The 13,025-nt window shown below is 42.8% G+C and carries 15 protein-coding genes; 11 read left to right on the forward strand and 4 right to left on the reverse strand.

Going from position 1 to position 13,025, the window contains the following annotated elements:
• Positions 1–58: 58 nt before the first annotated feature.
• A complete protein-coding gene (locus AC04NP_RS14325) occupies positions 59–940 on the forward strand; it encodes a tyrosine-type recombinase/integrase (protein WP_482860453.1) in 882 nt (293 codons plus the stop codon).
• 29 nt (positions 941–969) lie between these two features.
• Positions 970–1,260 carry a ribosome hibernation-promoting factor, HPF/YfiA family gene (gene hpf / locus AC04NP_RS14330; RefSeq protein WP_482860454.1) on the forward strand — a complete coding sequence of 97 codons (291 nt, stop codon included), beginning with the start codon at positions 970–972 and terminating at the stop codon, positions 1,258–1,260.
• 45 nt (positions 1,261–1,305) lie between these two features.
• Here the strand turns inward: hpf and metK are convergent, their stop codons facing one another.
• The 4 genes from metK to AC04NP_RS14350 form a co-directional block, all read right to left on the reverse strand.
• Complete coding sequence (metK, locus tag AC04NP_RS14335) at positions 1,306–2,568, reverse strand: methionine adenosyltransferase (RefSeq protein ID WP_482860455.1); 1,263 nt, start codon at positions 2,566–2,568, stop codon at positions 1,306–1,308.
• Between the two features lie 105 nt (positions 2,569–2,673).
• Positions 2,674–3,396 carry an SAM-dependent methyltransferase gene (locus AC04NP_RS14340; RefSeq protein ID WP_482860456.1) on the reverse strand — a complete coding sequence of 241 codons (723 nt, stop codon included), beginning with the start codon at positions 3,394–3,396 and terminating at the stop codon, positions 2,674–2,676.
• Positions 3,397–3,417: 21 nt separating this feature from the next.
• On the reverse strand, positions 3,418–4,179 hold the full coding sequence (locus AC04NP_RS14345) for an alpha/beta fold hydrolase (protein WP_482860457.1): 762 nt from the start codon (positions 4,177–4,179) through the stop codon (positions 3,418–3,420).
• Positions 4,180–4,191: 12 nt separating this feature from the next.
• A complete protein-coding gene (locus AC04NP_RS14350; protein WP_482860458.1) occupies positions 4,192–4,908 on the reverse strand; it encodes a pyridoxine 5'-phosphate synthase in 717 nt (238 codons plus the stop codon).
• A 63-nt stretch (positions 4,909–4,971) separates the two neighbouring features.
• Here AC04NP_RS14350 and AC04NP_RS14355 point away from each other — a divergent pair, with 63 nt between their 5' ends.
• The 9 genes from AC04NP_RS14355 to AC04NP_RS14395 all read left to right on the forward strand — a co-directional run bounded on the left by AC04NP_RS14355 (position 4,972) and on the right by AC04NP_RS14395 (position 13,024).
• Entirely contained in the window at positions 4,972–5,427 is a 456-nt protein-coding gene (locus AC04NP_RS14355) for a GatB/YqeY domain-containing protein (RefSeq protein ID WP_482860459.1), read from the forward strand.
• Positions 5,428–5,964, forward strand: coding sequence for a CvpA family protein (locus tag AC04NP_RS14360; RefSeq protein ID WP_482860460.1), 537 nt, complete (start codon positions 5,428–5,430; stop codon positions 5,962–5,964).
• Between the two features lie 132 nt (positions 5,965–6,096).
• A complete protein-coding gene (locus tag AC04NP_RS14365; RefSeq protein WP_482860461.1) occupies positions 6,097–6,867 on the forward strand; it encodes an alpha/beta fold hydrolase in 771 nt (256 codons plus the stop codon).
• A gap of 52 nt (positions 6,868–6,919) precedes the next feature.
• A complete protein-coding gene (locus tag AC04NP_RS14370) occupies positions 6,920–7,585 on the forward strand; it encodes a CBS domain-containing protein (protein ID WP_482860462.1) in 666 nt (221 codons plus the stop codon).
• A 51-nt stretch (positions 7,586–7,636) separates the two neighbouring features.
• Positions 7,637–8,512 carry an NAD kinase gene (locus AC04NP_RS14375; protein ID WP_482860463.1) on the forward strand — a complete coding sequence of 292 codons (876 nt, stop codon included), beginning with the start codon at positions 7,637–7,639 and terminating at the stop codon, positions 8,510–8,512.
• A 92-nt stretch (positions 8,513–8,604) separates the two neighbouring features.
• Entirely contained in the window at positions 8,605–9,687 is a 1,083-nt protein-coding gene (locus AC04NP_RS14380; RefSeq protein WP_482860464.1) for a DUF6089 family protein, read from the forward strand.
• 694 nt (positions 9,688–10,381) lie between these two features.
• Positions 10,382–11,485, forward strand: coding sequence for a DUF6089 family protein (locus tag AC04NP_RS14385; protein WP_482860465.1), 1,104 nt, complete (start codon positions 10,382–10,384; stop codon positions 11,483–11,485).
• Positions 11,486–11,494: 9 nt separating this feature from the next.
• Positions 11,495–12,208 (forward strand): type IX secretion system protein PorG, encoded by a 714-nt coding sequence (gene porG, locus AC04NP_RS14390; RefSeq protein ID WP_482860466.1) that lies wholly within the window; start codon positions 11,495–11,497, stop codon positions 12,206–12,208.
• A gap of 78 nt (positions 12,209–12,286) precedes the next feature.
• Complete coding sequence (locus AC04NP_RS14395; protein ID WP_482860467.1) at positions 12,287–13,024, forward strand: isoprenyl transferase; 738 nt, start codon at positions 12,287–12,289, stop codon at positions 13,022–13,024.
• Position 13,025 lies beyond the last annotated feature (1 nt).

Here is a 13,025-nt window from a genome sequence, read left to right on the forward strand (position 1 = left end):
TTTAGACAGCATTATTGGTTAAATTAGTACGAGGCAATTCTCCAAATGCAGTACTGACTTGATTCAATCATTTTTAAAATACCTGGCATATGAAAAGAGGTGCAGCCAGCATACTGTCACCTCCTACCAATGTGATTTAAATCAATTTCAGGAATTTTTGACAGGCAATTTTGAGGGATTGCCATTGCAACAGGTTAGCTATCACCACATACGTGCCTGGATTATTGATTTAATGGAAAAGGGTTTAAATCCCCGCTCAGTAAATCGCAAAACAGTCTCTTTACGATCATTCTATAAATACCTTTTGAGGAATAAAGCCATTGGCGCCGACCCTACCACCAGGATCAAGGTTTTAAAAACCGCCAGAAAATTGCCGGATTTTGTACAGGAAGAAGATATGCACAGATTGTTGGATAATTTTACTTTCGAAGACGACTTTGCCGGCTGGCGTGACAGGCTCATCCTGGAGCTATTTTATGGTACCGGCATACGGCTCAGCGAGTTGATGGGGTTAAAGGAGTCTGACATCGACCGGTTTCACGGTCAGATAAAAGTTTTAGGTAAAAGGAATAAGGAGAGGATTATTCCTTTTTCAAAAAATCTGGACAATATTTTAAGCGGTTATCTTGACAAAAAAAATTCTGTTTTTAACCACAACAGCGATGATTATCTAATCGTTACCAATAAGAGAGGAAGAGGTTATCCAATGATGATTTACCGGGTAGTTAAAAAGTATCTCGGAATATTCACTACCGTTGAAAAAAAGAGTCCTCACGTACTAAGACATACCTTTGCCACGCATTTACTGAATAAGGGTGCGGATTTAAATGCGGTAAAGGATCTGCTAGGCCACACCAGCCTTGCAGCTACGCAGGTTTATACCCATAACTCGCTTGACAAACTCAAACGTGCGTTTGATCAGGCTCACCCGAAAGCTTAAGGTAAGTTTAACTTTAAAATTAAATTATTATGAAGTTACAAATGCATTCCATCCACTTTGACGCCGACAAAAAGCTGTTAGATTTTATCCACAAAAAAACAGGGAAACTGGAAACGTATTTCGATAGAATTATCGACGGAGAGGTATTTTTGAGGTTAAACAAGGATGTTAAAAATGAAAACAAAATCGTTGAGATCAAATTAAATATGCCCGGCCAGCAACTTTTTGCGAAAGAACAGTCCAAAAGCTTCGAGGCTGCCACAGACCAGGCTGTAGAAGCACTTAGAAAACAGATTAATAAGTATAAGGAAAAGTTATAATATCAAAAGCAGCATATCGATAAAAAGGGGTCATAACCCCTTTTTTCATTTGAAAAAATCTTTGAAAACTTCCTTGACCTGATCGACATAGTCAAGTTTTTCCCAGGTAAAAGTTTCCACTTCATGAACAACCTCCCGCCCGTTAGTATTTTTAAAAGTGAGCTTTTTGGTCTCCGACTCCCTGCCCATATGACCATAGGCGGCCGTATCACTATAAATAGGGGTTCTTAATTTAAGACGTTGCTCAATGGCAAAAGGCCGCATATCGAATATTTCACCAACCTTGGTCGCGATTTCACCATCTGTGAGATTTACATTTGATTTACCATAAGTATTGATATATATTCCCATCGGTTTCGCCACGCCTATCGCATAAGAAACCTGTACCAGAATTTCGTCAGACACTCCGGCAGCTACCAGGTTTTTAGCAATGTGCCTCGTGGCATAAGCTGCCGACCTGTCGACTTTAGAAGGATCTTTTCCTGAAAATGCCCCACCCCCGTGTGCGCCTTTGCCACCGTAGGTATCAACGATAATTTTCCTGCCTGTAAGCCCTGTATCCCCATGCGGACCGCCAATCACAAATTTGCCGGTGGGATTAATGTGATACGTGATCGTCCCGTTGAATAATCCCCGCAATTCCGGTTTTACCTGCGCTTTAACACGGGGTATCAGGATGTTGATCATATCATCTTTTATCTTGTTGAGCATATTGGCTTCCGTATCGAATTCATCGTGTTGGGTAGAGATGACAATGGTGTCAATCCGCTGTGGCCGGTTGTCATCGGAATATTCGATGGTCACTTGCGATTTGGCATCGGGCCTCAGATATTTTATCTCATCGTTTTCCCTTCTGAGTTTGGCCAGTTCAATCAGGATCTTATGAGACAAATCTAACGCCAGGGGCATATAGTTATCACTTTCCGACGTGGCATAGCCAAACATCATGCCCTGATCACCGGCACCCTGCTCTTCGGGGGTACTCCTGTCAACACCCTGGTTGATCTCAGGTGATTGCTCATGAATCGTTGAAATAACGCCACATGAGTTAGCGTCGAACATGTATTCTCCTTTGTTATAGCCAATCCTGTCGATTACATCCCTGGCAATTTGTTGTACGTCCAGGTAGGCCTCCGATTTGACCTCTCCGCTTAAAATGGTCAATCCGGTGGTTACCAAAGTTTCGCAGGCAACTTTCGAGTTGGGATCAAAAGCCAAAAAATTATCTATCAGTGCATCTGATATCTGGTCTGCTACCTTGTCAGGATGACCTTCGGCAACTGATTCTGAGGTGAATAAATATGGCATACTTGTATTTTAGTTTAAATCATCATTTGGGAGCGCAAAATTAATTAAATTGTGATAAAGTCGAATCATTTTATGAATTGATTTATTGTATAAAAGAAGATCGAATTATACTTCACGCCCTGCATACAACACAAAAACTGTTGGCTTCTTGTGCAAAGCCGGCTGGTTACGCTTCCACGCTGCAATCGTTTGGGTCTTTATGAACTCATTTTCACCGGTGATACTTCTCGCGACACAAAGCTGCGTTTCAGGCCTGCAATGATCCATTAGATCCTTTAGTATTTGTTCATTACGATAGGGAGTTTCCATAAATATTTGTGACTGGTGATGTTTTTGGGATTCGCTCTCAAGATATCTAATTTTGCTAATCCTCTTTTGCCGCTCAATAGGCAGGTAACCGTGGAACTTGAAACATTGTCCGCTTAGCCCGGACGACATCAGGGCCAAACAGATAGCAGAGGGACCTACAAGGGGTATTATCCGGATGTCCATCTTATGTGCCAGGTTTACGGCCAAGGCACCCGGGTCTGCAATTCCCGGACAACCAGCCTCAGACATCAGTCCGATATCAGTTCCGGTAAGTGCTGGTTTCAGCATGACTTCCACCTGCCCGGCGGCACTGCGTTTGTCAAGTATTTCAAAATGGATATCTTCAATGACTTTCCCGGTTTTTAAAGCGCTGATAAATCGCCTGGCAGTTCTGATATTTTCTACCAAAAAGTAATCCAACTCCTTCATAATCGCTTTGACTGCCGGCAAAATGACCTGGTCGTGAGTATGTTCGGCAATCACGGTTGGGATCAGGTATAATTTACCTTTTTCACTCATGGGCATGGTTGATTTAAATAGCTATCCCAAAAACTGACTGACCGCCGATATAAATTCCGCTGGTTTTTCCGCATGTACCCAATGCCCGGCATCTTCGATGGTCACCAACCGGTTATCCGGAAAAATACGGTTTATCAACTGAATATCTCCATTTTGTATATAATCCGATCGGCCACCTCTGATGAAAAGTGAAGGTTTTGAAAAACTGGCTTCCCCCTGTAACGGTTCTCCTACTTTTTCAATTTCCCTGGTAATCACCGGCAGGTTTAACTTCCATGTAAATGCCCCATCACCGTTTCTGCCTAAATTTTTAAGCAAAAACTGCCTGATGCCCGGCTCAGGTACATACACCGACAACATACTGTCGGCGTCTTTCCGTGATTTCACTTTACCTAAATCGATGCTGTTCAACCCCTTTAAAATTTGCTGATGATGAACAGCATATGCTCCGGGACCGATGTCTACGACAATCAGCTTATCAATCATCGAGGGGTTACGCACGGCAAAATTCATAGCCACTTTGCCTCCCAGTGAATGGCCCAGTACGACCGGATCGATGATATTATGCGCTTGAACAAAGTCAAGCAAATCGGTACTCATAGACCGGTAATCGAAGGCTTCGTTATGGAAAGACTGTCCATGATTTCTCAGGTCGGGTAATATTACCTGATAATCAGTGGCCAACGTCTTGGCTATACTAAGCCAATTGTCAGAGGATCCGAAAAGACCATGTAAAATAATTACCTGCGGTCCGCTCCCCGCTTCTCTAAAAAATAAAGGCATTGGTAGTATTTATTATTTATTTAATTCCCTGAGATACATTTGAATTGTATTTTCCAGGCCATAATAAAGCGCATCACAGACCAGGGCATGACCAATGGACACTTCCGCTAAAAAGGGGATCTGCTTTTTCAGAAAATGAAGATTATATAAATCCAGATCATGGCCGGCGTTGACCGCAATCCCCAGTTCCCTGGCCTTGCCGGCAGCCTTTACATATGGCGCCACCGCGGCTTCCTTACAACCTGCAAAATTCGCAGCATAGGGTTCGGTATACAATTCAATACGATCGGCACCTGCCGCTACCGCCCCCTCCACCTGCCTGATAGCAGGATCTACAAATAACGACACCCTGACGTCTAACTTTTTTAACTCACTGACAATTTCCTTCAGTAATGAAGCGTTTCTGACCGTATCCCAACCAGCATTTGAAGTTAAAACATCGGGTCCATCGGGAACCAGGGTGGCTTGTACAGGTCTGACTTTCTCTATGATTTGCAGGTAACGCTTGTCAGGGTAGCCCTCGATATTAAACTCTGTGGTCACCACTTGCTGTAAATCCATCACATCTTGATAGGTAATATGACGTTCATCGGGCCTTGGATGAACTGTAATGCCCTGTGCACCAAAAGCTTCACAGTCTTTAGCCACATTTACCAGATTAGGATTATTTCCACCTCTGGCATTTCTTAACGAAGCAAATTTGTTTACATTAACACTAAGCTTGGTCATTACTTTTCAAAAAATGTATAACTTTGCCTGCAAGTTAATAATTAATACATAAAGTAAGCACATATGAGTTTAAAGCAGCAAATCGAAGGCGATATAAAAAAAGCAATGTTGGCCAAACAAAAAGATGAGTTAACGGCATTGCGGGGTATTAAATCCTTGATTTTGTTGGCTGAGACTGAAAAAGGCGCTCAACATGCCTTGTCACAGGATCAGGAAATGAAATTACTGATGAAAGCTGCAAAGCAAAGAAAGGACTCAGCCGAACTTTACAGGGAAAAAGGAAGGGATGAACTGGCAGATAAGGAGCTGTTGGAACTGGAAGTCATAAACCGCTACCTGCCCAAGCAACTGTCTGAGGAGGAATTAAGGGAAACATTAAAGGCCCTCATCGCTGAGTTAGGTGCGGCTGGCCCTCAGGACATGGGCAAGGTAATGGGGGCAGCTACCAAAAAGCTGGCCGGCAAGGCTGACGGCAAGACCATCTCCACACTGGTAAAGGCCATGCTTACAGGGACATAAATGATGAATACCCTCGATGTCATATTGCTGATTATCCTGCTGATCGGGGCTTTCAGGGGTTTTCAAAAAGGGCTGTTGATCGAAGTAATCGGTATAGCAGCGCTGGTCATTGCTGTCATCGGAGGATTTAAATTACTGCATACGGGGATTGCATATTTAAATACGCATTTTGGCAATTTCAGCCATTTGGTCCCATACATTGCCTTTATATTGATCTTTTTGATTATTCTGGTGCTGATTAATTTGCTGGGGAGAACCATTAAAAAAGCACTCGATCTCACACTGCTTGGAAGCCTCGATAACTTCGCAGGGGCGCTGTTGGGCGTCTTGAAATGGGGCATTGCTGTGAGCATACTTTTGTGGTTAACCCACCTGGTTGGATTCCGGATACCGGAAGAAACACAGCAGGCATCTTTCATCTATCCGTACATTGAACCACTGGGGCCGAAAACCATAGAGGTGATCTCCTCTTTCATTCCTTTTACAGGTGATCTGATAGCAGTCATCAAAGACCTTATCGAACCCCCATCGGCATAATTTCTTAACGCACTTGTTTCCAATGTTTTATAGTGATACCGGGAAAATATTATGACAGAATTAAAGGTATTCTGAATTGATTATCTTTTAATTTTTGTTATTTTGCAAAGACGACAATTTATAGGTTGGATCATGAAAGCAGATTACCATTTAAAAAAATCAGGGCCTTACCAGTACATTGATGAAGGTAGTGGGCGGATCGTTTTGTTGCTTCATGGTTTATTCGGTGCGTTAAGTAACTGGGAGGGTGTTATTAACAAGTTTAGACAAAACTTCAGGGTGATTATTCCCATGCTTCCCATTTATGAGATGCCGGTGAGGGAGGCAAAACTGAATGGGCTTGTTGAATACCTCGAGGGGTTCATAGACACGTTCGATCTCCAAGATGTGATTCTTATGGGCAATTCCCTAGGTGGGCACATTGCCCTTATTTACACGCTAAAACATCAGGGAAATGTTAAAAAAATGGTGCTAACCGGAAGTTCAGGATTGTTTGAAAACTCTATGGGCGGGTCATTTCCGAGAAGAGGCAGCTATGATTACATCAAAGAGCGGGTAGAGTATACCTTCTATGACCCGAAAACGGCTACCAAAGAATTGATCGATGAGGTGTTTGCCATCACCAAAAGTGTTCCCAAGTGCCTGAAAATCGTGGCCATTGCCAAATCTGCCCAGAGGCATAATATGGCTACTGAAATTCCTTCTATAAAAACCCCTGCTTTGCTGATTTGGGGTTTGAATGATACGATCACCCCGCCAATGGTCGCACACGAATTCAACAGGTTGTTGTCAAATTCAAAATTAAAGTTTATTGACCGATGCTGTCATGCGCCGATGATGGAACATCCGGATAAGTTCAACGATATTATTGAGGAATTTATAGAAGAAAAGGTGGAAGTATGATGGCAAAGTTTTTGATTAGGATAGTTAAAAGATCAGGTTATCCAGATTAGTTATGATAGCGATAGAGATAATAAACCAGATGATTCCACCACTGAAGATGACTGATCCGGCATCGAAGGCGCTGAAATGGATGGAAGAGTTAAGGACCAACCAGTTACCGGTTTTGGAAAACGGCTATTATAAGGGGTTGATATCGGAAAACATTATATTAGAAGAAAACAATCTCGACAAAAACATAGAGGAATTTAACCTGGAAGGGGAAAAATGCTTTGTATATTTTCACCAGCATATCTACGATGTCATCAAAATAGCTTCAGACAACAAGGCACAAATCATTGCCGTGTTGGATGAAGATAGTCAATATCACGGGGTAATCAACATAGAAGATACCATAGCGGTATTCGCCCAGACGGCGGCCGTGCAGAGTGCAGGCGGGATTTTTGTATTATCATTAAATCAAATAGATTATTCACTGGCTGAAGTCAGCCGCCTGATCGAAGCCGAAAGCGCGAAAATACTGAGTGCCTGGATCACCAATGACCTATTAGACCCCAACAAAATCAAACTTACCATAAAAATCAATAAAACAGATCTATCTCACATAACCGCTACCCTGGAGCGGTTTGGGTATAAGATTATTGCCAGATTCCACGAAACCAAACATACGGCCACCGAGCAGGAAAGACTGGATATATTAATGAAATACCTGGAAATGTAAATTCTTTTATCCACATTTAACTGCCTTTACAAACGGGACAAACATTTGACAATGAAAATAGCTATCCATGGCAGAAAGTTCAATGAAGACAGTGTAACATATATCCAGGGCTTGTTTAATGAACTAAACCTGAAAAAAGCCGATTTGCTGGTATCCGGGTATTTTCATAACCGATTGGCCTGCTCTGGAATTAAAACAGGAAAATACGATACCTATCAGCTAAAGGACGATTTATCGGAGGTTGACTTTATGGTTTCAGTAGGCGGTGATGGCACGCTGCTCGAAGCAGTAACACATGTCGGGTCCCTTGAAACACCCATTTTAGGCATTAATATGGGCAGGCTTGGCTTTCTGGCCACCACGCCCCGTGACCGGATCAGCAATGCCATAGAAGCTTTGTATAAGGATTACTATAAAATAGACCAGCGTTCCTTAATACACCTGATCGCGGACAGGGATATTTTTGATGACCTGAATTTCGGCTTAAATGAAATGACCATTCTTAAAAAAGATACTTCCTCCATGATCGTAGTTCATGCCTACATAGACGGGGAATATCTGAATTCATACTGGGCAGATGGATTGATCGTTTCCACACCTACCGGATCTACCGGTTATTCCTTAAGCTGCGGAGGCCCACTGGTATTACCACAATCCAACAACTTCATTATCACCCCGGTGAGCCCTCACAATTTGAATGTTCGGCCAATGATTGTTTCAGATAAAAGTGTCATTTCCTTTGAAATTGAGGGGCGTAGCAAAAATTTCCTGGTTTCACTGGACTCCAGATCCTATACAGTCGATGCCTCCATTCAACTGGCTGTCAAAAAGGAACAATTTAGCGTAAAGCTCGTTAAGCTGGACGGTTATAATTTCTTCGATAACTTACGTCAAAAACTCAACTGGGGCCTGGACGTCAGGAATTAACTATTATTGGTTTTTAATAAATCGGAATACTTGGGTTCTTTGCTCAAGTAAAGAATTATTGTACCTCAAGCAAGATTAATTTGGTGGAGATTATGAAAAAGACGTTACCTGTTCTAGTATTGCTTACCCTTTTTTTTATAGCCGAATATGAAGTAATGGCTCAGTCCAAATCCAGAACCAGACAAATAAGGGCCCAAAACAAACGCATTGCCAACTACAGAGGCGGCTTTGCAGGCGGATTTGGCAAAAAAGCCTTTACAACCATAGGATTTAGTATGAATGCTTTAAACTACTTTGGAGACCTCGCCCCAAAGTCCAATGCAGCCAGTACTGACATTTCTTTTACAAGGCCGGGCTTCGGCTTACATTTAGAACGTAAGGTAGCCTCCCGGTACTGGATCAGAGGTTCACTGATTTATGGACGTCTGCAGGGCTCAGACTTCAAATCTGCCAGTCCTGACGATGAGCTTTCCAGATTCAGATATGTGAGAAATCTACAATTTAGAAACGATATTTTTGAGTTTTCTGCCCAGGGTGTGATAGATATTACACCAAATTACAACACTTTTCTCGGTCGCCCTGTCCTTACACCCTATGTATTTGGCGGGTTGGCAGTTTTATATCATAATCCAAAGGGTCTTGTCCCTGAAACCGATGTTAATTCCGGGCAGCCTTTGGAAGATGCCGGAAAATGGGTAGCCCTGGAACCACTGGGAACGGAGGGACAACATACCGAAGGTAGTGTGGTAGAAACGTACAGTAAAATTCAAATAGCCATACCAGTTGGTATTGGTTTAAGATGCATGGTGAACCAATCATTTGACATAAGCTTTGAAATCGGTTACCGTCACCTCTTCTTTGATCACCTTGACGATGTAAGTGGCCGTTATGTAGACCTCAACACGCTTGACAGCGACCTGGCAAGGGCTATGTCAGACCGCTCCAGGGAACTGGTAGACGTTGAGTCAGGCCAGGCCCGCGACCTGACTAACCCATTGGTAGCTGAAATCTCTGACAACAGGGATGCCAATAATCTGATTAGAGGTTATGGCAGCTTTGCAAACGGCACCAACATCAGGGGCAATTCTGCTGATAACGACATTTATATTATTACCAATATTAAGCTGACTTACATTCTTGGTAGTTCAATATTTGGTAAGGCGAAATACCGGTAATCACTTTTCATAGCTTCCGGTTACCAAAATATCACGTAAAAATGAACGGCAGCTCCCCCCTCGCGTTTCTGCTTGCGACGGATAGCTCATGTTAACTTCCTGACAGCGTCGCATTATGGCTACTACGCGATTCAGGCCAGTGTTTGTTTAATCAGGTTGGTTGTCACCATTGGATGAAGAATGTTAACTGGCTTCATGTTTCATGACACCCCCTGCCCCCTCGAGGGCACAGCCGTCAGTTGAAGAAAAAACAGCTTATGGCGCGAGCATCCATGGCTGTTGCGCATCGCATAACAAAAGAAGCGAAAGAAGCTGGCGCGCGTTTAGCGGAGGAAACGCGTGCCTTCTCTACGATGAGCACGCGTTACCGTTTCATCTGCCAAGCTTTCAGCCTTGGCAGGTTACACTCAAACGTGCGCGCTTTCATTATTTTCGAAAAATCTTTGTGCAACAGCTACGGAAGCGCGCGCTATTAATTATTTTTGTGTGCGCTTAAGTAATTGAACATCATATACGTAAGAATTTGGGCTAACGGCTTTGCCTCGTTTCTTCCGCTATATTAAATCCTGCACACATTCGGCGATTCACTATTATTTAAGTAAAATATTATTATTTTTACCGGTATTGTAATCACTTTACGCTTTAGCCTGGATCAGACCCGGCTTGTTCCTATTGACTTTAACTTTAACTAAAGATGAGAAAAATAAGTTTGGTTCTGTTGCTCCTGGGGTTCTTCCTGTTTGCAGAAACCTATGTTTATGCTCAACACAGGCCTAAAAGCCGGAAAATCCGGTCAAAAAGCCGTCAGATTTCCAGCTACAGGGGTAGTGTTTCCTCACCATTTGGACGGCGGGCCTATAATTCTGTCACCTTTCATATCAGTTCAATGAACTATTTTGGTGACCTGGCACCAAAATCATCCATTGCCAGCACCGACATCTCTTTCACCCGTCCTGGAATCGGTGTCTCGATTCAGAGAAAGGTATTGCCACGTGTCTCGGTCAGGGGGGGACTTCTGTTTGGCCGGTTAAAAGGATCTGATTTTGATTCTGCCGACCCTAACGACGAGAATGCCAGATTCAGATATGTACGAAATCTGCAGTTTCGTAACGATATATTAGAATTTTCGGTTTCCGGCGTATTCGACCTTATCCCCAGCTACGGAACTTTTGTAACCCGTTCGAATTTCGTACCCTATGTTTTCGCCGGCGTGGCAGTTTTACATCATAATCCGCAGGGGCTGGTGCCCGAAACAGACGTCAACACCGGCAGCCCCCTTGCCGAAGCAGGCCAATGGGTGGATCTCGAACCCCTGGGAACAGAAGGACAATATAGCGAGGGGAGTGGCGTTAGTACCTACAGTAATGTACAATTTGCTATTCCAGTGGGATTGGGGGTAAGATACAGACTGAGTCAGGCCATAGATCTCGAACTGGAAGTGGGGTACAGACACTTGTTCTTTGATCATATAGATGATGTTAGTGGCAGCTATGTTGACCTGGGTCTGTTAAACAGTGATTTGGCCCGCGCCATGTCGGACAGGTCCCGTGAGGTAAATGATGTGAATTCCGGTAATCCGAGGGAATTAACAAATCCTAATGTTGCTGAAATTGTTTCACGTACCGCTTCTTATGTCGGGGCAGATGGCAGAACCTACAATATTATCCCCGGGTACGGACAACCCGGCGATTTCAACATACGGGGTAATTCAGGAGATGACGATATTTATATTGTCACCAGTCTTAAGCTAACATATATTTTTGGAGGGTCTTTGTTTGGAGGTGCAAAATACAGATAATTTAAATTAGTGAATAAAATTATAAGGCATTTTAACCTGGGAAAACTCCGGATGGGTTTTCCTGTTTTTATTATTCTGCTATTGGTCGGGGCAACGGGGTATGCCCAGAAATCAGAGGTTGGAGCAGGATTGGGGGGGTTATCCTATACAGGGGATTTGATCAGGAATTATCAAATCACCGAAAACAGCCTGGGAGGCCTGATCTATTACAGAAACAATCTCAGCGATGCAATTAGTTTACGATATACCGCAACACTGGGCAAATTACAAGGCAGTGACGAAAATCCATTCGACGCATTTGCCGTAGCCCGCGATGCATCATTTGATATTTTTATTATTGAGCCTACGGTAACATTGGAATATAATTTTCTGGATTATAAAGATCCGCATTCCGCGATCAATTTCTCTCCGTATTTTTTCGCCGGTGCCGGCTTTTTTACCTTCTTTGGCCAGGATGAATCACCATTCGAATATAGTACGTTTCAACCCGTAATCCCTTTCGGAGTAGGTATTAAATACAAAATCAACCGAAACTGGAACCTGAATTTTGAGTTCGGAGCGAGAAAAACTTTTTTTGATTACCTGGATAACATCTCCGAAGCCATTCCAAATACTAAAAATTACCAATACGGGAACCCCCATGACAAGGATACCTATTATTTTGTGGGTGTTTCGGTAAGCTACGCTTTTTACCCTATTATATGTCCTTACGATTATAATTAGTCAAAGAAACTTGCATTATTTTTAAAATAAAATAGCTATTTTGTACCTTACAAATTAATTTTGCACCTTAATGCTGGGATGAAAGAAAAGATCGACTTAAGCAAATTACCGCGGCATATAGCTGTAATCATGGATGGCAACGGGCGCTGGGCAAAAAATAAAGGTGCAGCAAGGCTTTTTGGTCATAAAAATGCTATCAAAGCGGTCAGGGAGACAACAGAAGGCTGCGCGGAATTAGGCATTGAATACCTGACCTTGTACGCGTTTTCGACTGAAAACTGGTCAAGACCAAAAGACGAGGTACAAGGGCTGTGGGACCTGCTGGTTTTTACCATAAAGAACGAAATCAAAACCCTGATGGATAATAACGTAAGGTTACTAGCCATAGGTGATATCGATAACCTCCCTCAAAAATGCCTGAAAAACCTGAAAGAAGCCATGGAGATTACCAAAGATAACGCCGGCCTGAAGCTTATTCTTGCCTTGAATTACAGCGGAAGGTGGGAACTGTTGCAGGCTGCAAAAAGTTTGGCTATCGATGTTAAAAATGAAAAAATCAGCATTGACAATATTGATCAACACCTTTTTTCAAACTATCTCAACACAAACACAATACCCGACCCGGAGTTATTGATAAGAACCAGCGGCGAAATGCGAATAAGTAATTTCCTTTTATGGCAGATTGCTTATACCGAATTGTATATGACAGACCTTTTATGGCCCGATTTTAGAAGGGAACATTTGTATCAGGCCATATTGTCTTTTCAAAAAAGAGAAAGAAGATTTGGGAAAATTAGCGAACAGGTGAATTCTTAGA

It is taken from the genome of Agaribacillus sp. DX54, assembly GCF_056858335.1.

Coding starts and splice junctions, on each gene's coding strand:
- hpf (WP_482860454.1), top strand. CDS start 970: ATGAAGTTACAAATGCATTCCATCCACTTTGACGCCGACAAAAAGCTG.
- metK (WP_482860455.1), bottom strand. CDS start 2,568: ATGCCATATTTATTCACCTCAGAATCAGTTGCCGAAGGTCATCCTGAC.
- AC04NP_RS14340 (WP_482860456.1), bottom strand. CDS start 3,396: ATGAGTGAAAAAGGTAAATTATACCTGATCCCAACCGTGATTGCCGAA.
- AC04NP_RS14345 (WP_482860457.1), bottom strand. CDS start 4,179: ATGCCTTTATTTTTTAGAGAAGCGGGGAGCGGACCGCAGGTAATTATT.
- AC04NP_RS14350 (WP_482860458.1), bottom strand. CDS start 4,908: ATGACCAAGCTTAGTGTTAATGTAAACAAATTTGCTTCGTTAAGAAAT.
- AC04NP_RS14355 (WP_482860459.1), top strand. CDS start 4,972: ATGAGTTTAAAGCAGCAAATCGAAGGCGATATAAAAAAAGCAATGTTG.
- AC04NP_RS14360 (WP_482860460.1), top strand. CDS start 5,428: ATGATGAATACCCTCGATGTCATATTGCTGATTATCCTGCTGATCGGG.
- AC04NP_RS14365 (WP_482860461.1), top strand. CDS start 6,097: ATGAAAGCAGATTACCATTTAAAAAAATCAGGGCCTTACCAGTACATT.
- AC04NP_RS14370 (WP_482860462.1), top strand. CDS start 6,920: ATGATAGCGATAGAGATAATAAACCAGATGATTCCACCACTGAAGATG.
- AC04NP_RS14375 (WP_482860463.1), top strand. CDS start 7,637: ATGAAAATAGCTATCCATGGCAGAAAGTTCAATGAAGACAGTGTAACA.
- AC04NP_RS14380 (WP_482860464.1), top strand. CDS start 8,605: ATGAAAAAGACGTTACCTGTTCTAGTATTGCTTACCCTTTTTTTTATA.
- AC04NP_RS14385 (WP_482860465.1), top strand. CDS start 10,382: ATGAGAAAAATAAGTTTGGTTCTGTTGCTCCTGGGGTTCTTCCTGTTT.
- AC04NP_RS14395 (WP_482860467.1), top strand. CDS start 12,287: ATGAAAGAAAAGATCGACTTAAGCAAATTACCGCGGCATATAGCTGTA.